Below are 15,511 nucleotides of genomic sequence, written 5' to 3' on the forward strand. Positions count from 1 at the left end.
AGATCACTAGCACATTGATTTAAATATAGTTTGATTAGTAGAGTTCAAAAAGTGCCTCTACTTCTACGGGTATGTTATCTGGAAGGGAACCAAATCCTACGGCACTTCTCACTCCTATGCCATTTTCTGAACCCCATACTTCGGCAAATAATTCACTGCAGCCATTAATCACATAAGGATGTTTTTCAAAATCAGCTGTACAATTGACCATACCTAATACTTTGATCACCCTTTTTACTTTGTCGAGGCTACCCAATTGCGCTTTAATGGTAGCTAACATGGTTAACCCCACTTGCCTTGCAGCTAATTTTCCTTCATCCTGGTTGAGATCTGTGCCTATTCTGCCAATAATTAGGGATTTGTCGTCATTAACAGGACCATGCCCGCTTAAATAAAGGTTTTTGCCATCAATAAGACATGGTTTATAAACACCCAAGGGGGCTGGTGCTGGTGGGAGGTTTAGTCCAAGTTTTTCAAAACGTTGGTCTGCAGTTAAATTTTCCATATTCGGTTATTCGTAGTGTTTAATAATTACCGCTTTGATAAGCAATTTTGATTGGTAGTACGCAAGCAATTTACAAAAGGGTATTGAGAATCAGAATTCCAATCAGCCCTACCACCCCTACAATAGTTTCCATCAAGGCCCAGGAACGGAAGGTATCTTTAAGACTAAGGTTAAAATACTCTTTGAATAACCAGAAGCCAGAATCATTCACATGGGAAAACATCAGGCTGCCGGCACCTACGGCTAGCACCATGAGGTTGGGGTTGGTATTTGCACTCACCATCAAGGGAAATGCAATGCCTGCAGTAGTTAATCCGGCTACGGTTGCTGAACCCACAGCAAAGCGGATCAGCGCTGCAATTAGCCAGCCTAAAAACAGTGGTTCCACGTTTATTCCCTGCAGGTATTTGGCAATTTCAAGACTCACCCCTGTTTGAACCAGGACTTCCTTTAATGCCCCTGATCCTGCAATAATCAATAAAATCATGGCGATATCCTTGATTGCATCCCCGTATAGCAGCATGATGTCATTCATTTTCATTCCCCTTGATGTACCAAGCAGCCAAGTGGCAATCAGCAACACGATCATCATGACGACTGAAGGATTGCCGATGAAACCGATGACCGGCGCAATGGCTGAACCTGGAGGGAGCAATAAAGGTAAAAAAGAAGCTAGTGCCAATAGGATAACCGGAAGTAGCGCGGTAAACAAACTTACCCAACGCCCGGGCAATTCTTCAGAAGGCATTTCTTTCGTTCTGAAGGATTCAAGTGGTTTTGCCTCGATGTGTTTTAAGGATTTGGCAAAGATTGGTCCGCCGATCACTATAGCAGGAATGGCGACGATCATCCCATAAAATAAGGTGAGCCCCATATTGGCATCAAATTGTACCACCAATGCTGCCGGAGAAGGATGTGGTGGTAGAAAACCGTGGGTTACGGACAAGGCGGCCAGCATGGGCAGACCGATATAGATGGCATTGAGCTGGTAACGGTAGACGACGGAAAAAATCAACGGTACCATTAACACAAATCCAATTCCATAATACAAAGGAATGCCAATTATAAAACCGGTAATGACCATGGCCCATTGAATGTGCTTTTTTCCAAAGGTGGTCATCATGACTTCTGCAATTTTTTGGGCTGCACCACTCTCTGCAACAAGCTTACCCAGCATGGCTCCAGTAGTAATGATAATTACTAAAGACCCTAACACATCACCCATCCCCTTTTCAACAGCACCTGCAATTTTTGTAAGCGGTAAGCCTAAACTTATACCTGCAACGATAGACACGACCAGGAACGAAAGGAAGGCATTGATTTTAAATGCGGAAATCATCACAATTAACAGGATGATGCAGAGTAAAACGATGAGTATGGTCATATATTAAATATCAAAATATTTAATTACTAAACAAAGATTAATTGAAGGAGGATGGTATAGCATCTATTGACGAAATTGTTTAGGCTACAACAACAGTAGATTCGGCTACGTTGACTTTACATATGTTATGGAAATTTGTATCAATAACTAAATAATATATAACATGGAAACAAGAAATAAAATTGCACTAATTACCGGCGGCAGCCGTGGCTTAGGTAAAAACATGGCATTAGCCATAGCTAAAAAAGGTATTGACGTGGTGATTACTTATCATGCGAATAAAGAGGCTGCCGATGAAGTTGTAGAACAGATTCTTACGATGGGTCAAAACGCAATAGCCTTCCAATTGGATACGAGCAACATGAAAAGCTTCGATTCCTTTGTGAGCGAAATGGCGACACATCTTGAAAAAGAAAACAACAGTCCGAATATCGATTACCTCATCAATAATGCAGGAACAGCGTTATATGCGCCGGTAACAGACACCACTGAGGAACAAATGGATGCAGTTTTTAACATCCACTACAAAGGTGTTTTTTTCTTAACCCAAAAACTTTTACCTTTTATAAATGATGGCGGCGGTATCGTTAATATTTCTTCTGGACTGACACGTTTAGTTATGCCTGGTTCAGCAGTATATGGTTCATTAAAGTCGGCAGTGGAAACACTTAGCCGTTACCTGGCAAAAGAATTGGGTAGCAGAAGAATACGTGTCAATGTTATTGCACCAGGTGCGATAGCAACAGATTTTGGCGGAGGCCGTGTCCGTGATAACAAGGAATTCAACGATCAGGTGGCTAACATCACCGCATTAGGTCGGGTTGGACTGCCAGATGATATTGGAGGCGTGGTTGCTTTTTTATGCACAGCGGAATCCTTTTGGATCAACGCACAGCGTATTGAAGTTTCTGGAGGACAGGCTATATAATCTATCTATCTTTACGTTATGAAACCCCACCGAATTAAGTCGATCACCGAATTTCACAGCCTGCTGCACCTGCCTAAACCTGAGCATCCGCTGATCAGTGTGATTGATTATGCGGTATTGGTGGCTGCCAAAACGGATACGGAAATTAACACCATAATATCTGAGCATTTTTCCATTTCGGTAAAACGCGGACTAGGCGAAAAAATGCGTTATGGTCAGCAATCTTATGATTTTGATGAAGGTGTGATGTATTTCATGGCGCCTGGCCAGGTATTGCAAACCAGCAGAACGACGAATGCAGCAGTAAAACCTTCAGGATGGATTCTCTTGATCCATCCTGATTTTCTCTGGAACACGCCCCTAAGCTCAGGCATTAAGCGATATGAGTTTTTTGATTATTCGGTGAACGAAGCCTTGTTTCTTTCAGAAAAAGAAGAATTGATCCTTAATAATATCATTCAGAACATCAAACAGGAGTATCACGCCAATATTGATTCTTTCAGTCAGAACATTATTATTTCGCAGTTGGAGACAATGCTCAACTATGCGGAACGGTTTTACCAGCGTCAGTTTATTACACGGAAAATAAATAATCACCAGGTGCTTGACCGGCTAGAGAAGTTGCTGGCAGATTACTTTCAGGGTGATGAGCTGCTTAGACAAGGCATACCCAGCGTTCAGCATGTTGCAGATGCGTTAAATGTATCTCCCAGCTATTTGAGCGGCCTGTTGAAAGTGTTAACCGGGCAAAGCACGCAACAGCATATTCACGACAAGTTGATTAAAAAGGCAAAAGAGAAACTATCTACTACAGATCTTTCAGTGAGTGAAATTGCTTATAGTTTAGGGTTCGAGCACCCCCAATCCTTCAGTAAATTATTCAAGTCTAAAACCCAACTTTCTCCATTGGAGTTCAGGCAGTCATTTAATTAAAAGGACTTAAATAGCTTATTTTCAATTTATTTTACACTTCTATAAATTAGGAATATAAGTTTTTAAAATATAGTTGTGTAACCAAATGGTTTTATATAAATTAGTGTAACCATTTGGTTTCTAATATATGGAATTAAGAAGAGACGTGTTTCAAGCTGTTGCCGACCCAAACCGAAGGCAAATAATCGATTTGTTAGTCAAACAGCCGATGAATCTAAATGCCCTTGCCGGACATTTTGATATTAGCAGACCGGCTGTTTCCAAACACATCAAAATATTGACAGCGTGTGGTCTGGTTGTGGTTAAACAAACGGGCAGGGAAAGAAACTGTAGCGTAGATGCACAAAAGCTTGTAGAAATAGATCAATGGCTCGGTCGTTACAGAAAATTTTGGAACCATCAATTAGATAACCTCGGTAAATTTCTGGAGAGCCAGAATGATACTGACTTAAAGTGATTATAGAACTAACTAAAAATGAATCTATATGGAAACAAAACCACTAATTATCGAGCGTACTTTCCATGCGCCGATCCATCGGGTATGGACAGCCATAACCGATAGCAAACAGATGAAAGAATGGTATTTTGACTTTAATGAGTTCAAAGCGGAAAAGGGATTTAAGTTCCAGTTTACAGGAGGTGATGAACATGTACAATATCTCCATGAATGCGAAGTGCTGCACGTTGATCCACCGCATAAATTGAGTTATTCCTGGGTATATCCAGCGTATCAGGGGTATTCCGTATTAACCTGGGAGCTATTTTCAGAAGGTGACGATCGCACGCGGCTAAGGCTTACTCATGAAGGGTTGGAAAGTTTCCCTCAAGATAATCCGAACTTTAGGGTGGAAAGCTTTACTGCAGGCTGGAATTACTTTGTCAATGAAGCACTGCCAGCATTTGTCGAAGTTTAAATATCTTTGTAACGTGGTGTATTACCCAATAACAACTAAATCTAAAAAAGAATAGCTAACGATGAACATCGTTAGCTATTCTTTAAATTACCATTGATCTGTGTTCGTAATGCCCACATCTTTGGCTTTAAATACAGGATCTTTTCCTTCCTTTTTCTGCCGCTCGTAATCTCTGAAAACCTTCATGGCAGGTTTTCTAAGCAGCAATATGGCAATGACGTTTAACCAGGCCATTAATCCTACCCCTATATCTCCCAGTGTCCATGCGGCCTCAGCAGTTTTAACAGATCCATAAAAGGTAGCGACCAAAATCAAAGCCCTTAATCCGTTAAGTAACCACTTGTTACCTTTTTTATCCAGATAGCTTAGGTTAGTCTCTGCTATATAATAATAAGCCATGATGGTTGTAAAGGCGAAAAACAGCAAAGATATTGCAACAAAACCTGCACCCAAAGATGGGAAGTGCGAAGCTATGGCTAGCTGAGTATATTCAGCACCGATTTCTGCACCGGGTATATTTTCCAATAGAAAACCACCAGCAGGATTGGCAACATTATATTTACCTGTAAACAGGATCATAAACGCAGTAGCTGTACAAACAAATAGCGTATCCACGTAAACCGAAAAGGCCTGAACCAACCCTTGCTTAGCCGGGTGGCTTACTTCTGCTGCAGCTGCAGCATGCGGAGCAGTACCCTGACCAGCTTCGTTAGAATAGATTCCTCGTTTTACTCCCCAGGCTACAGCCATACCAAATATACCTGCAAAGGCGGGTTCCAAATCAAATGCAGACCTGATGATGAGCGAGAAAACTGATGGAATCTGCGTGAAATTAAGTGCCATAATGATAAGCGCCATCAGGATATAAGCACCTGCCATGAATGGAACAACGATCTCAGCTACTTTCCCAATCCGTTTAACCCCACCAAAAATGATCATCGCTAGTAAAATAACAACGCCAATTCCAGTATAGGCAACAGGAACATCAAATGCATTCTGCATGCTGAGTGCAATACTATTACTCTGAACACCAGGAAGAAACATCGCCGTACTTACTACCGTTGCGACAGCAAATAGAATGGCATACCACTTAATGCCCAATCCCCTTTCAATATAATATGCAGGCCCCCCACGGTATTGTCCGTTGTTCACTTGCTTGTATACCTGCCCCAGTGTGGCTTCGATAAAGGCTGATGCACTGCCCAAAAAGGCAATTAACCACATCCAGAATACCGCACCTGGACCGCCCATGGCAATCGCTGTAGCCACTCCAGCTATATTTCCTGTTCCTATTCGTCCAGATATCGCTATGGCAAATGCCTGGAAAGAACTTACACCCTTTGCTGAACTCTTACCATCAAACAGCAAAAGAATCATTTCCTTAAAATATCTGACTTGTAAAAATCGGGTTGATATCGAAAAATAGATACCTGCGCCCATACAAAGGATAATTAAAGCATCACTCCATATTAAACCATTGATTGTGTTTATAATATTCTCCATCTTATTTTTAAAAGCCGCTAAAGTAATGGAATTTCAATTAAACACACCTTACTTACCAACGTTTTTATAAACAATTCTGTGACAAAAGAAGATTTGTGCTAAAAAAGTAGCATTAAAGCGCAATTAAATATGGTTTATTTCATTCTGAGTCGAGTTAAATGCTATTTGATCTCATTTATTAGGTATTGCTGATTGAATATATATATAACCCGGGTAATGGTGACGAATTGAATATCTAATGGTCAAAAATATTATACGGCAAATTATAGCCATCCAATGGCCCCATTGACGCTAAAAACTTGCTAACTTAGTTATGGCATCGTTTTAATTTCAATCCTTTTAAACTATAGGTATGACTCATAATAACACCAAGCTGTCGCCAGTACAACAGGAAGAATTGTTAGCTATTTTAAAAACGCGTTTCGAAAAAAACGCAAATCGGCACACCATCATGGAATGGGCCAACATACGCACACAGCTAGAAGGTAAACCTGAAAAGTTATGGTCTCTTCATGAAATGGAAACATCCGGTGGTGAACCAGATGTTGTTGATTACAATGCAGATACTAATCAATACCTATTTTTTGATTGCTCCTTAGAAAGCCCTTCTGGACGTAGAAGTGTTTGTTATGATCGGGAAGGACTGGAATCGAGGAAGGAAAATCGCCCAGTAAATTCTGCGATCGACATGGCAAAGGAAATGGGAATTGAACTGCTTACCGAAGAGCAATACCGGCACCTGCAGCGCTTAGGGGAATTTGATAAAAAAACCTCAAGCTGGCTGAAAACCCCAGATCCTATTCGCAAACATGGTGGTGCTATTTTTGGAGATTTTCGATACCAGCATGTCTTCATTTATCATAACGGTGCGCAATCTTATTACGCTGCCAGAGGTTTCCGCGGTTGCTTATGGGTTTGATTTTAGATAAATAGATGCAACACTATTGCATTTATTAATAATACTCGTATCTTTAATGACAGAAATAAATATGCTCATTAAAGTAGGTTATATGAAAGCAAACGAATTATTTGATGTCATTATCATAGGTGGAAGTTATGCCGGCCTCTCAGCAGCCATGTCTCTTGGGCGCTCCTTAAAGAAAACACTTGTTATTGATAGTGGAAAGCCATGTAATGCACAAACACCGCAATCACATAATTTTCTGACACAGGATGGGAAACCGCCTCAGGAAATTGCCGCTCTTGGTAAACAACAGGTGGAACAATACGATACCGTAAAATTCTTCAACGATATCGCCGTAAAGGCAATTAAAACAGACACTGGTTTTTTGGTAAGCACACGAGCTGGCACAACCTTCCAAGCTAAAAAGCTTATTTTAGCTTCCGGTATAAAAGACATGTTACCTGATATACCTGGGTTCTCTAACGCTTGGGGTATTTCGGTGATCCATTGCCCTTATTGTCATGGTTATGAATACCGTGATCAGCTTACCGGAATTTATGCGAATGGAGATAGGGCTTTACACCTTGCCTCTTTGGTCGGTAACTTGACCAACGAACTAACCATTTTAACTAATGGTCCAGCTGAATTTACTCAGGAACAATCAGATCTTTTAGCACGTCGCCATATTCCAGTGTTGGAAAGCCCAATTTTAGCCATTGAGCAGCAAAATGGCCATTTGCAACAATTGATATTAAAGGATGGTACACATCTTCCAATGAAAGCCTTATATGCGGCTGTTCCATTTGTACAGCATACTGATATACCCTTATCCTTAGGATGCGAAATGACCACCTCGGGGCATCTTCAAGTAGATTCTTTTCAAAAGACCACCATCCCAGGCGTATGGGCATGCGGAGACAATTCATCTCCTATGCGCGCCGTATCAAATGCTGTAGCAACTGGTGCATTAGCAGGGGCTATGGTCAATATGGAGCTTACACAGGAATCTTTTAACCGTACTGATAGTTAAATGTTTCCATGGTTTCACAGTGGTAGCCCTCACGCTGTAGTAATTGACAAACCCTATGTGGCTCCGAATCTGTGCTGATTAGCCTTAGAATATTGTCACTATCATCCAGATCGAAATTACATGCTGAAGTTGACGGCAATCCGCTTAATAGCAATTGAATTTTAAGGCTTTGTTCGTGTGTATTCACACTTGTTTTGAATACTGTAAGGTACATATTCTTAATTTTTTGATTAGCTATTTTGCGGATCGTTTTGTTTTTTCCACCCGCACATTTTTTGCTTCATTTCCTCTTTAAACTGCTGTCTTTCTTCGGGCGTCATTTGTTTACATCGTTCTACCATTTTACGCGCCCCCCATGATCCGCCACCACCATGTCTTCCAAAACCAAATAGGATCTTACATAGGATAAAGATTCCCATCGCTTGCCAAAACGTAATTACATTAACATTCAGTATGTTAGGCAGTAAATTATTCCACAACACCATCACTATATAGCTGATGATAGCGAGTAAAGCGGCCACGCCAAAAGGTATAAAAAGGAACTTTTTTCGGTTTCTATTGAAAGTAGATTTCATTTGATTGTATGTTTATTAATATTCGGTAATGTCTGTATAAAGCTGTTTTAGTCGCCTTCTCAAGTGCAGTACAGCATAACGCTTTCTAGAAACCAGGGTGTTAAATTTAATACCCGTTTTTTCGGAGATCTCATCGAAAGACTGATCTTCTAATTCCTGCCACACGAATACTTGTTTCTGTTCTATGGGCAGCTCGTCTAATGCCAGGAAAAGCTGTTCCCAAAAAAGATTACGCAAGTAGGCAGTCTCAGGAGTAGTTACTTCAATCATCAGAATGCTTATTAAATCTGATGTTTCTTCATTAACCTCTTCTTTGTACAAGTCATCTAACAGGCTCTCCCGATGCTTTTTATGTTTATCAAGAATCTTATTTTTAGCTACGCGATACAGCCATGCACTGGTTTGCTCTATAGGTTGCGCATTAATGACGTTGCTTAATTGGTACCAAACATCCTGTAAAATATCTTCTGCGTCGGCTTCATTGCTTACCTGCTTTCTAATAAAGCCCATCAAGCTCTTGCCATATGCTTTAATGGTATCTACGATATAGCTATTATGGTCTTTGGGCATGAATGCGGCTTTCAAAATATTGGCTGTTTATACTATGAAGACGACTGTGCCGAAGAAACATTTTAAATTATTTTTAAATATTTGCATAACCATCTTTTCGACATAAGATTACAAATATTAATTAGAACATTTTGTTCTGATTATCCGTTTTCTATCAAATTAATAGATATGTATAATTCAAAGACTGCAATAGCAGTATTAATAACTTTAACAACTTCATTTGCAGCATGTAGCAGGAACGATAAGGAAACGAATGATGATCGCCAGGATGATAAGGAGAACGCGGCAACTACAATTCGTGACAGTTTGATGGATTCACCAGAACAAGTAAGCGCTGATTTTACTTTACTGCCAGGTATTGCTGCGGGCAAAATTAAAATTGATGGAAATACTGAAGAGGTATTCGAATTGCTGGGTAAACCTGACTCCAGTGATGCGGCTATGCAAAAAATGGTTGCCTTCTGGTTCCAGGAACAAGATGGTGTAAGGCATTCCACCTCTATCTTTGCTGCCCGAACCACAGAAGAACTCTCGCCCTCCAGAGTTCGACAAATTCGGGTGACCTCACCAGCTTTTAAAACTAAGGAAGGGTTTGGTGTAAATGATACACTTATGGAAATTAAAAAAGCATACGATGTACAGCACATTAAATACCCCTTAACGCCTAATCAGATAATACAGGTCTGGAACGATAAAGATGGTATTGCCTTTGAAATTGGGGATGACCAAAGATGCAAGGCCGTCATTATTTTTAAAAAAGGCGACGATCCCACTTCCACCTATCTACCACTCCGTTAGTACCGGGTGGTAAATAGATGAATAGGCGGTAGTTTAGTCAATGTCTGTTCGGAAAGGAACTGCAGGTAACCCGTCCTTATTTATTAGGTTGCCATCCGGGTTATCGGCCCATGCATAACGTACGGCAACAGGTGATTTAACCTCATCGCTTGAAAGGACTACTGTATTGCCCTGTAAAACAGCATTGGCCCAATAAAACTTTTTATCACTTCCTGCGATGGCGAAACCTTTCAATTTGCCATGATCACTAGTGGTTAATCCTTTCCCTGTTTCAGCATAACGGACCGTAATTATACCATCCTGCGTTTTGTGACTTTTATAAAGAGGTCCAGTGGCTTGTACCTTCTTTTTATACACCTGTCGTTTAACCAATAGCGCAAGCCTTCTGCCTACCTCCTGCTTGTTTCTGGGGTGAATATCGTCGGCCACGCCAATATCAATGGCTGTGGCCATGCCTGTATTTGGCTGTTTTAAACTCATCGTTTGCGCTTCACGAAGTAATGCCCAGTCGCTTTCTGTGGGTTCAGGATGTTGCTTCATAAAATTAGCCAACTGCACATATAAAAATGGTAAATCTCCTTTTTTCCAACGTGCACGCCAGTCAGCGATTAACATTGGAAATGTGGTTCTATATTCCTTAGGTGCACCTACATTGTTTTCTCCCTGGTACCATATAAATCCTTTTATGCCATAAGGAATAACAGGATTTATCATGCCATTATAGAGAAAAGCAGGATGCTGGTAATAGTTTTTTATTGACGGTATTGCAGGTTCCAGGCTTTTTTGATATTTCCAGCTTCCTGCCATGCTAATTTTGGTTTGTCCATCTGTAATATATAGCCGATCAGCTGGCGGATTAAAACCACCCCCTTGCCACAAAAAGGCCATGCGTATGGCGATTACATTATTACCCTGTTTTACCAATTTCGCAGGGATGGTATAGTGATGCGTCGGGTTAGCATTCCATATATTTTTTGCTATCAATTCTCCATTGAAATACAAAGAATAATTCATTTCAGGTTGCCCAAGCTCAATCGTTAAATCTTTAGCTGTCATGGCCGATGGAAGGTTTATTGTCTTGCGTAACCACATCATGCCTTCATAACCAGGCATATTCATGTTCTTTAGTGTTGCAGGCATGTTTAGCTGTAGCCAGGAAGAATCATTATAATCCACTTTGGTAACGCTACCAACTACATGGTGTGGCGGTTGGTTTACAATTTCCCAGAACCGAACCAGGTCCAGGCTGTCTTGTATAAAATGCTTTGCAGTGATGGTATCATTTTGAAGAACCTTTTCGCGGGTAATTGTGGAAGTAAGTAGCTGCTCTTTACTCGTCCAGGCTTCTACCGGTGTACCGCCCCAGGTGGATTGCACAATACCTATGGGCACATTTAATTCTGCATGCAGATCTCGTGCGAAAAAATAGGCAACAGCTGATGCATTTTTTACTCCTGCGGTATCCATACATACCCAGGAACCGCCTGCAAGGCTATCCTGTGGTTTAACCTGCACATTGTGTGGTACATTAAAAAAACGAATTGCTGGAAAATTAGCGTTCCTGATTTCTGCTGCTGCATTGGCCGACTGTTGTACTTGCCATTCCATGTTCGACTGCCCCGAGGCCAACCAAACATCGCCCAGCAAAACATTGCTAAAATCAAACGCAGGCTCTACATTATTTCCTTCAAAAACAGACAAGGTATGCGGACCACCGGCTTTCATGGCTGGAAGTTTTAACTGCCACTTGCCATCTGGCCCTGCAGTTGTTTTTACGCGTTTACCATTTAACACCACCACGACCTGACTTCCAGGCTTGGCAGTTCCCCAAATTGGGATCGCAGCATCTCTTTGCAGGATCATATGGTTTCCAAATAATTTTGGTAAGCGTACCTGTGCATTAACGAGGGATACTGATGCCACCATAAATATAACCAGTGCTGATTTAATGAATTCCTTTCTCATTGATTCTTTATAGTTTTTTAGTTGGTTTACTCCTTAAATATACCTTGCGGGTAATTCTCCAAGCTATTAATAATCCTGCGGTTGATGATAATAAACCTATAAATAACTGCCTGTGGGTGAATTGTTTATTCGGCCCCTGAATTTGGCGGACGTATCTAACGAAGTATTCAAAGCAGTATAAGACAAATTGCCGCCAACAACGACCATGAGGGATACGAGGATGTATCCACAAATAGTCTCGGGGTAGAAGTTAAATTTAGTTGTTATCTTTTGCGCTCAATATTTGGTAAAAACCCGGTAAGCAATCCTATTAACGGCAGAAAAGAACAGACGTGAAACACGTATTCAATACTGGTGCTATCGGCAAGATTACCTAATAACGCCGAACCTATTCCGCCCATTCCAAAAGCAAAACCAAAAAACAGGCCTGATACTAAGCCCACTTTACCAGGAATAAGTTCTTGCGCGTACACCAGAATTGCAGAGAAAGCTGAAGCTAAAATCATTCCGATAGGTACAATCAATACACCCGTCCAGAACAGATTGGCATAAGGCAACAGCAAAGCAAAGGGGGCTGTACCCAGGATAGAAAACCAGATTACATATTTACGGCCAATCTTATCGCCCACCGGACCACCAATTAAGGTGCCTGCAGCTATAGAAACCAAAAATATAAATAGGTATACCTGTGAGGTTTGCACGGATACGCCGAACTTATCCATCACATAAAAAGTGAAGTAACTGGTTAGGCTAGCCATGTAAAAATACTTTGAAAAAATCAGGATCAATAAAATGGCGACAGCGAAAACCACCTTCTTTTTGGAAAAGGTATGGGTAATGCTGGTGATCTTAGATTTGCCTTTGGCTTTTAGGGCAGTTACATGGCCTTTATACCAGGTACCAACTTTGCTGAGTACCATAATGGCCACCAATGCAATGACCGAAAACCAAACCACACTTGATTGTCCATAGGGCACGATGATCCAGGCGGCCAATAAAGGACCCAGAGAGCTACCAAAATTACCACCTAGCTGAAAGATGGATTGTGCTAGTCCACGCCTGCCCCCCGATGCCGCATGGGCCATACGGGAAGCTTCAGGATGAAATATGGAGGACCCAGTACCTACCAATGCCACGGAAAGCAGCATCATGTAAAAGCTGGAAGAAAACGACAGAGAAATAAGCCCCACCAGGGTAAAGGTCATTCCAACAGCTAAAGAGTAAGGTTGCGGTTTTTTATCAGTATAAAGCCCTACAAATGGCTGGAACAATGATGCAGCCATTTGAAATGTTAAGGTAATCAATCCGATTTGCGTAAAACTGAGTTGGTAAGCATCTTTAATTACCGGATAAATAGCAGGAATTAGCGATTGTATAGTATCATTTAACAGGTGTGAAAAGCTTATGGCGAAAAGAATGGGGAAAACTGTTTTCTCGGCAATGCTTTCGGTTGTAGATGCGGTATTCATTGGTGGTACAAAATATTAAAACGATTTCCGCAAATATAAGCATCTGTCTAATAGTTGGGGCTTAAAAGCTTTAATTATAACATCTGCCTGACCTGTTGCTAAGGATACAACAGGCATAAATTATATGCACCTAAAATTTCATCGTGTTACCATTATTTATATAGGGACACAAATGACCATTTTATTTGTACAACTACACACCTTACTAAATATATATAATTTATGCTTAAATTACTTTATGAAAAGATTAATCCTGGCCATACTCCTCACGATCAGCTATTTCTCTGTAATTGCCCAGCAAAGTGACCCATGGGAAGAATACATGACACCAAACGAAGTCCACCGTATGTTAAGTGAATACGCCGGAGATTTCGATATGGAAATTTCCATGTGGCCCGCCGAAGGAAAAGATCCGATGAAGGTAAAAGTAGCTGCTAAAAACCAAATGATACTAGGAGGCCGCTTTCTCGAACTTAGCCAAACCGGCACCATGATGGACATGGACTACCAATCGGTAACTACCATCGGTTTTAACACCAGCGGTAAAAATATGGACCTCATTACCATCACCAATATGGGAACTGGAACCCTATCACTGACCGGTGCCTGGAATCAAAACACAAAAATAGCAACCTTATCTGGGCAAATGATTAGTCCGGGTGGTGGAAAGGTAATCAGGATTAGACAGATACTGCATTTCATAGATAAAAACACTTTGATTATCCAAAATATTGACCAGGCCGATGGCCAGAAAGCACGGAAAACGGTGGAGTACAAATTAACGCGTACACCTACAATTAACTAAACTACAGTATAGAGAAGTCTGACAACATGGGCATTAAGCTATTATCCTTGCTTTTTTCTTTTCGCATTTAAATACCTGCGCACTGGAATATCAAACGACACCATGGCGATATAGGCAACACCTGTTAAAAGGATCATACCCGTAATAATAATTAAAACAAGTTGTGTGGTAGTGGGCTGCGTTGCAGTATAATAATTAAGAAACATAAAGATAACCGCATAATGGGTCATGTATAAAGGATAGGAGATCTCTCCTGAAAACTTGCACAATTTTTTCAATTTTTCGGTCACTTGAGCCCCTGCCCCTAACGTAATTAACAAGGGGAAGTAAAGTAACACGACCACTAATTCAGCTCTCCAACCCCAATTAAAGGGCATTAAAAAAGCCAACAGCAGTAATATAGATAAACCGAGGAAACCAACCTGCGACCGGATGATCAGGTTGAATCTAAAAATGAGCATCCCTGCTAAAAAGGAATAGGCAATTCTTGCCCCACCATGCCAGAAGGTCGATCCTCCCCAACCCCCTAGTAAAGAACCGGAACTGTAAGCTACATAAATAAGTGCCCCTGCAGCAATAATGGCTAATGCTAACAAAATATTTCGCCCCAACTTTACCAGAACCAACGCATAGGCGATATTGGCTACATACTCCCAAAACAACGACCAGGCTGGTGCATTTAACCCAAAAAGATTAAAGAAACGATCTTCCATTACCGGAAATGGGATCAACAAAACTGAACTTACAAAAATTAAGAAAATTCTTCCTGCACTATAGGTATCTGCACTACCGCCAAAGGGATCGAAGAGAAAGGCGAACAATCCTAACACCGCACCCAATATAACTAAAGGATGTAAGCGAATGATTCGCGACTTAAAAAACTCCAGTAAGCCCATTTTCCCGATCCTGTCGTCATAAGCGTAGGCGATTACAAAACCTGATAAACAGAAGAAAAAATCAACTGCTAAAAAACCATGACCAATAAAGTTTTTAGTGGCATCTGGATAAGCTACTTCCATAAAATGGAAACATACAATGGCTAATGCTGCTACGCCACGAAGGCCGTCAAGGATTTCGAAATGATGTTTAGACTGAAGTATTTCTGGGTTTGTGGTTTTAACGTTCAAATGTAGGTAGTGTTTATTAAATGAGTTTATCTGTGGTTGATGATGGGCAAGGTTACAGAATAATAAATAAACATCAAAAATAAAAGATTCTAAATGCTACT

16 protein-coding genes are annotated in these 15,511 nt (G+C 40.9%); 8 read left to right on the forward strand and 8 right to left on the reverse strand.

Features of this window, described 5'->3' with window-relative positions; all coding sequences use genetic code 11:
- Positions 1-34: 34 nt before the first annotated feature.
- Together IWX76_RS01955 and IWX76_RS01960 are read right to left on the reverse strand one after the other, a co-directional pair.
- Positions 35-505, reverse strand: a complete 471-nt coding sequence (locus tag IWX76_RS01955) for a RidA family protein (RefSeq protein WP_196858173.1) — start codon at positions 503-505, stop codon at positions 35-37.
- A 70-nt stretch (positions 506-575) separates the two neighbouring features.
- Positions 576-1,889: a gluconate:H+ symporter gene (locus IWX76_RS01960; protein WP_196858174.1), complete on the reverse strand. Its 1,314-nt coding sequence runs from the start codon at positions 1,887-1,889 to the stop codon at positions 576-578.
- A gap of 163 nt (positions 1,890-2,052) precedes the next feature.
- Here IWX76_RS01960 and IWX76_RS01965 point away from each other — a divergent pair, with 163 nt between their 5' ends.
- The 4 genes from IWX76_RS01965 to IWX76_RS01980 all read left to right on the forward strand — a co-directional run bounded on the left by IWX76_RS01965 (position 2,053) and on the right by IWX76_RS01980 (position 4,664).
- Complete coding sequence (locus IWX76_RS01965; RefSeq protein WP_196858175.1) at positions 2,053-2,817, forward strand: SDR family oxidoreductase; 765 nt, start codon at positions 2,053-2,055, stop codon at positions 2,815-2,817.
- Positions 2,818-2,835: 18 nt separating this feature from the next.
- The gene (locus tag IWX76_RS01970; RefSeq protein ID WP_196858176.1) at positions 2,836-3,750 is read left to right on the forward strand and encodes a helix-turn-helix domain-containing protein; all 915 of its coding nucleotides are present in this window, start codon (positions 2,836-2,838) and stop codon (positions 3,748-3,750) included.
- A 127-nt stretch (positions 3,751-3,877) separates the two neighbouring features.
- The gene (locus IWX76_RS01975) at positions 3,878-4,207 is read left to right on the forward strand and encodes an ArsR/SmtB family transcription factor (protein WP_196858177.1); all 330 of its coding nucleotides are present in this window, start codon (positions 3,878-3,880) and stop codon (positions 4,205-4,207) included.
- Positions 4,208-4,235: 28 nt separating this feature from the next.
- Positions 4,236-4,664 carry an SRPBCC family protein gene (locus IWX76_RS01980; protein WP_196858178.1) on the forward strand — a complete coding sequence of 143 codons (429 nt, stop codon included), beginning with the start codon at positions 4,236-4,238 and terminating at the stop codon, positions 4,662-4,664.
- Between the two features lie 87 nt (positions 4,665-4,751).
- Here IWX76_RS01980 and IWX76_RS01985 read toward each other — a convergent pair whose 3' ends face one another.
- On the reverse strand, positions 4,752-6,167 hold the full coding sequence (locus IWX76_RS01985; protein ID WP_196858179.1) for an alanine/glycine:cation symporter family protein: 1,416 nt from the start codon (positions 6,165-6,167) through the stop codon (positions 4,752-4,754).
- A 352-nt stretch (positions 6,168-6,519) separates the two neighbouring features.
- Between IWX76_RS01985 and IWX76_RS01990 the strand changes: the two genes are divergently transcribed.
- Both IWX76_RS01990 and IWX76_RS01995 read left to right on the forward strand, forming a co-directional pair.
- A complete protein-coding gene (locus IWX76_RS01990) occupies positions 6,520-7,086 on the forward strand; it encodes a DUF4256 domain-containing protein (RefSeq protein ID WP_196858180.1) in 567 nt (188 codons plus the stop codon).
- A 91-nt stretch (positions 7,087-7,177) separates the two neighbouring features.
- On the forward strand, positions 7,178-8,101 hold the full coding sequence (locus IWX76_RS01995; protein ID WP_196858181.1) for an NAD(P)/FAD-dependent oxidoreductase: 924 nt from the start codon (positions 7,178-7,180) through the stop codon (positions 8,099-8,101).
- 230 nt (positions 8,102-8,331) lie between these two features.
- Here the strand turns inward: IWX76_RS01995 and IWX76_RS02000 are convergent, their stop codons facing one another.
- Together IWX76_RS02000 and IWX76_RS02005 are read right to left on the reverse strand one after the other, a co-directional pair.
- Positions 8,332-8,676, reverse strand: a complete 345-nt coding sequence (locus IWX76_RS02000; RefSeq protein WP_196858182.1) for a hypothetical protein — start codon at positions 8,674-8,676, stop codon at positions 8,332-8,334.
- 15 nt (positions 8,677-8,691) lie between these two features.
- Complete coding sequence (locus tag IWX76_RS02005) at positions 8,692-9,246, reverse strand: RNA polymerase sigma factor (protein ID WP_196858183.1); 555 nt, start codon at positions 9,244-9,246, stop codon at positions 8,692-8,694.
- A gap of 168 nt (positions 9,247-9,414) precedes the next feature.
- Here IWX76_RS02005 and IWX76_RS02010 point away from each other — a divergent pair, with 168 nt between their 5' ends.
- Entirely contained in the window at positions 9,415-10,044 is a 630-nt protein-coding gene (locus tag IWX76_RS02010; RefSeq protein WP_196858184.1) for a hypothetical protein, read from the forward strand.
- Positions 10,045-10,077: 33 nt separating this feature from the next.
- On the opposite strand, the gene IWX76_RS02015 is transcribed toward IWX76_RS02010, so the two are convergent.
- A complete protein-coding gene (locus IWX76_RS02015; RefSeq protein ID WP_196858185.1) occupies positions 10,078-12,009 on the reverse strand; it encodes a sialate O-acetylesterase in 1,932 nt (643 codons plus the stop codon).
- Positions 12,010-12,272: 263 nt separating this feature from the next.
- The gene (locus IWX76_RS02020; RefSeq protein WP_196858186.1) at positions 12,273-13,478 is read right to left on the reverse strand and encodes an MFS transporter; all 1,206 of its coding nucleotides are present in this window, start codon (positions 13,476-13,478) and stop codon (positions 12,273-12,275) included.
- A 238-nt stretch (positions 13,479-13,716) separates the two neighbouring features.
- Here IWX76_RS02020 and IWX76_RS02025 point away from each other — a divergent pair, with 238 nt between their 5' ends.
- Entirely contained in the window at positions 13,717-14,283 is a 567-nt protein-coding gene (locus IWX76_RS02025) for a DUF1579 family protein (RefSeq protein ID WP_196858187.1), read from the forward strand.
- Positions 14,284-14,324: 41 nt separating this feature from the next.
- Here IWX76_RS02025 and IWX76_RS02030 read toward each other — a convergent pair whose 3' ends face one another.
- Complete coding sequence (locus IWX76_RS02030; RefSeq protein WP_196858188.1) at positions 14,325-15,410, reverse strand: acyltransferase family protein; 1,086 nt, start codon at positions 15,408-15,410, stop codon at positions 14,325-14,327.
- Positions 15,411-15,511: the final 101 nt, after the last annotated feature.

Origin of the sequence: Pedobacter sp. CAN_A7, assembly GCF_015752175.1 — a bacterium.
Classification (GTDB): Bacteria; Bacteroidota; Bacteroidia; order Sphingobacteriales; family Sphingobacteriaceae; genus Pedobacter.

Bases quoted from the DNA above. Each gene is read 5' to 3' on its own strand.
- IWX76_RS01955 (WP_196858173.1), bottom strand. From the start codon at position 505: ATGGAAAATTTAACTGCAGACCAACGTTTTGAAAAACTTGGACTAAAC.
- IWX76_RS01960 (WP_196858174.1), bottom strand. From the start codon at position 1,889: ATGACCATACTCATCGTTTTACTCTGCATCATCCTGTTAATTGTGATG.
- IWX76_RS01965 (WP_196858175.1), top strand. From the start codon at position 2,053: ATGGAAACAAGAAATAAAATTGCACTAATTACCGGCGGCAGCCGTGGC.
- IWX76_RS01970 (WP_196858176.1), top strand. From the start codon at position 2,836: ATGAAACCCCACCGAATTAAGTCGATCACCGAATTTCACAGCCTGCTG.
- IWX76_RS01975 (WP_196858177.1), top strand. From the start codon at position 3,878: ATGGAATTAAGAAGAGACGTGTTTCAAGCTGTTGCCGACCCAAACCGA.
- IWX76_RS01980 (WP_196858178.1), top strand. From the start codon at position 4,236: ATGGAAACAAAACCACTAATTATCGAGCGTACTTTCCATGCGCCGATC.
- IWX76_RS01985 (WP_196858179.1), bottom strand. From the start codon at position 6,167: ATGGAGAATATTATAAACACAATCAATGGTTTAATATGGAGTGATGCT.
- IWX76_RS01990 (WP_196858180.1), top strand. From the start codon at position 6,520: ATGACTCATAATAACACCAAGCTGTCGCCAGTACAACAGGAAGAATTG.
- IWX76_RS01995 (WP_196858181.1), top strand. From the start codon at position 7,178: ATGAAAGCAAACGAATTATTTGATGTCATTATCATAGGTGGAAGTTAT.
- IWX76_RS02000 (WP_196858182.1), bottom strand. From the start codon at position 8,676: ATGAAATCTACTTTCAATAGAAACCGAAAAAAGTTCCTTTTTATACCT.
- IWX76_RS02005 (WP_196858183.1), bottom strand. From the start codon at position 9,246: ATGCCCAAAGACCATAATAGCTATATCGTAGATACCATTAAAGCATAT.
- IWX76_RS02010 (WP_196858184.1), top strand. From the start codon at position 9,415: ATGTATAATTCAAAGACTGCAATAGCAGTATTAATAACTTTAACAACT.
- IWX76_RS02015 (WP_196858185.1), bottom strand. From the start codon at position 12,009: ATGAGAAAGGAATTCATTAAATCAGCACTGGTTATATTTATGGTGGCA.
- IWX76_RS02020 (WP_196858186.1), bottom strand. From the start codon at position 13,478: ATGAATACCGCATCTACAACCGAAAGCATTGCCGAGAAAACAGTTTTC.
- IWX76_RS02025 (WP_196858187.1), top strand. From the start codon at position 13,717: ATGAAAAGATTAATCCTGGCCATACTCCTCACGATCAGCTATTTCTCT.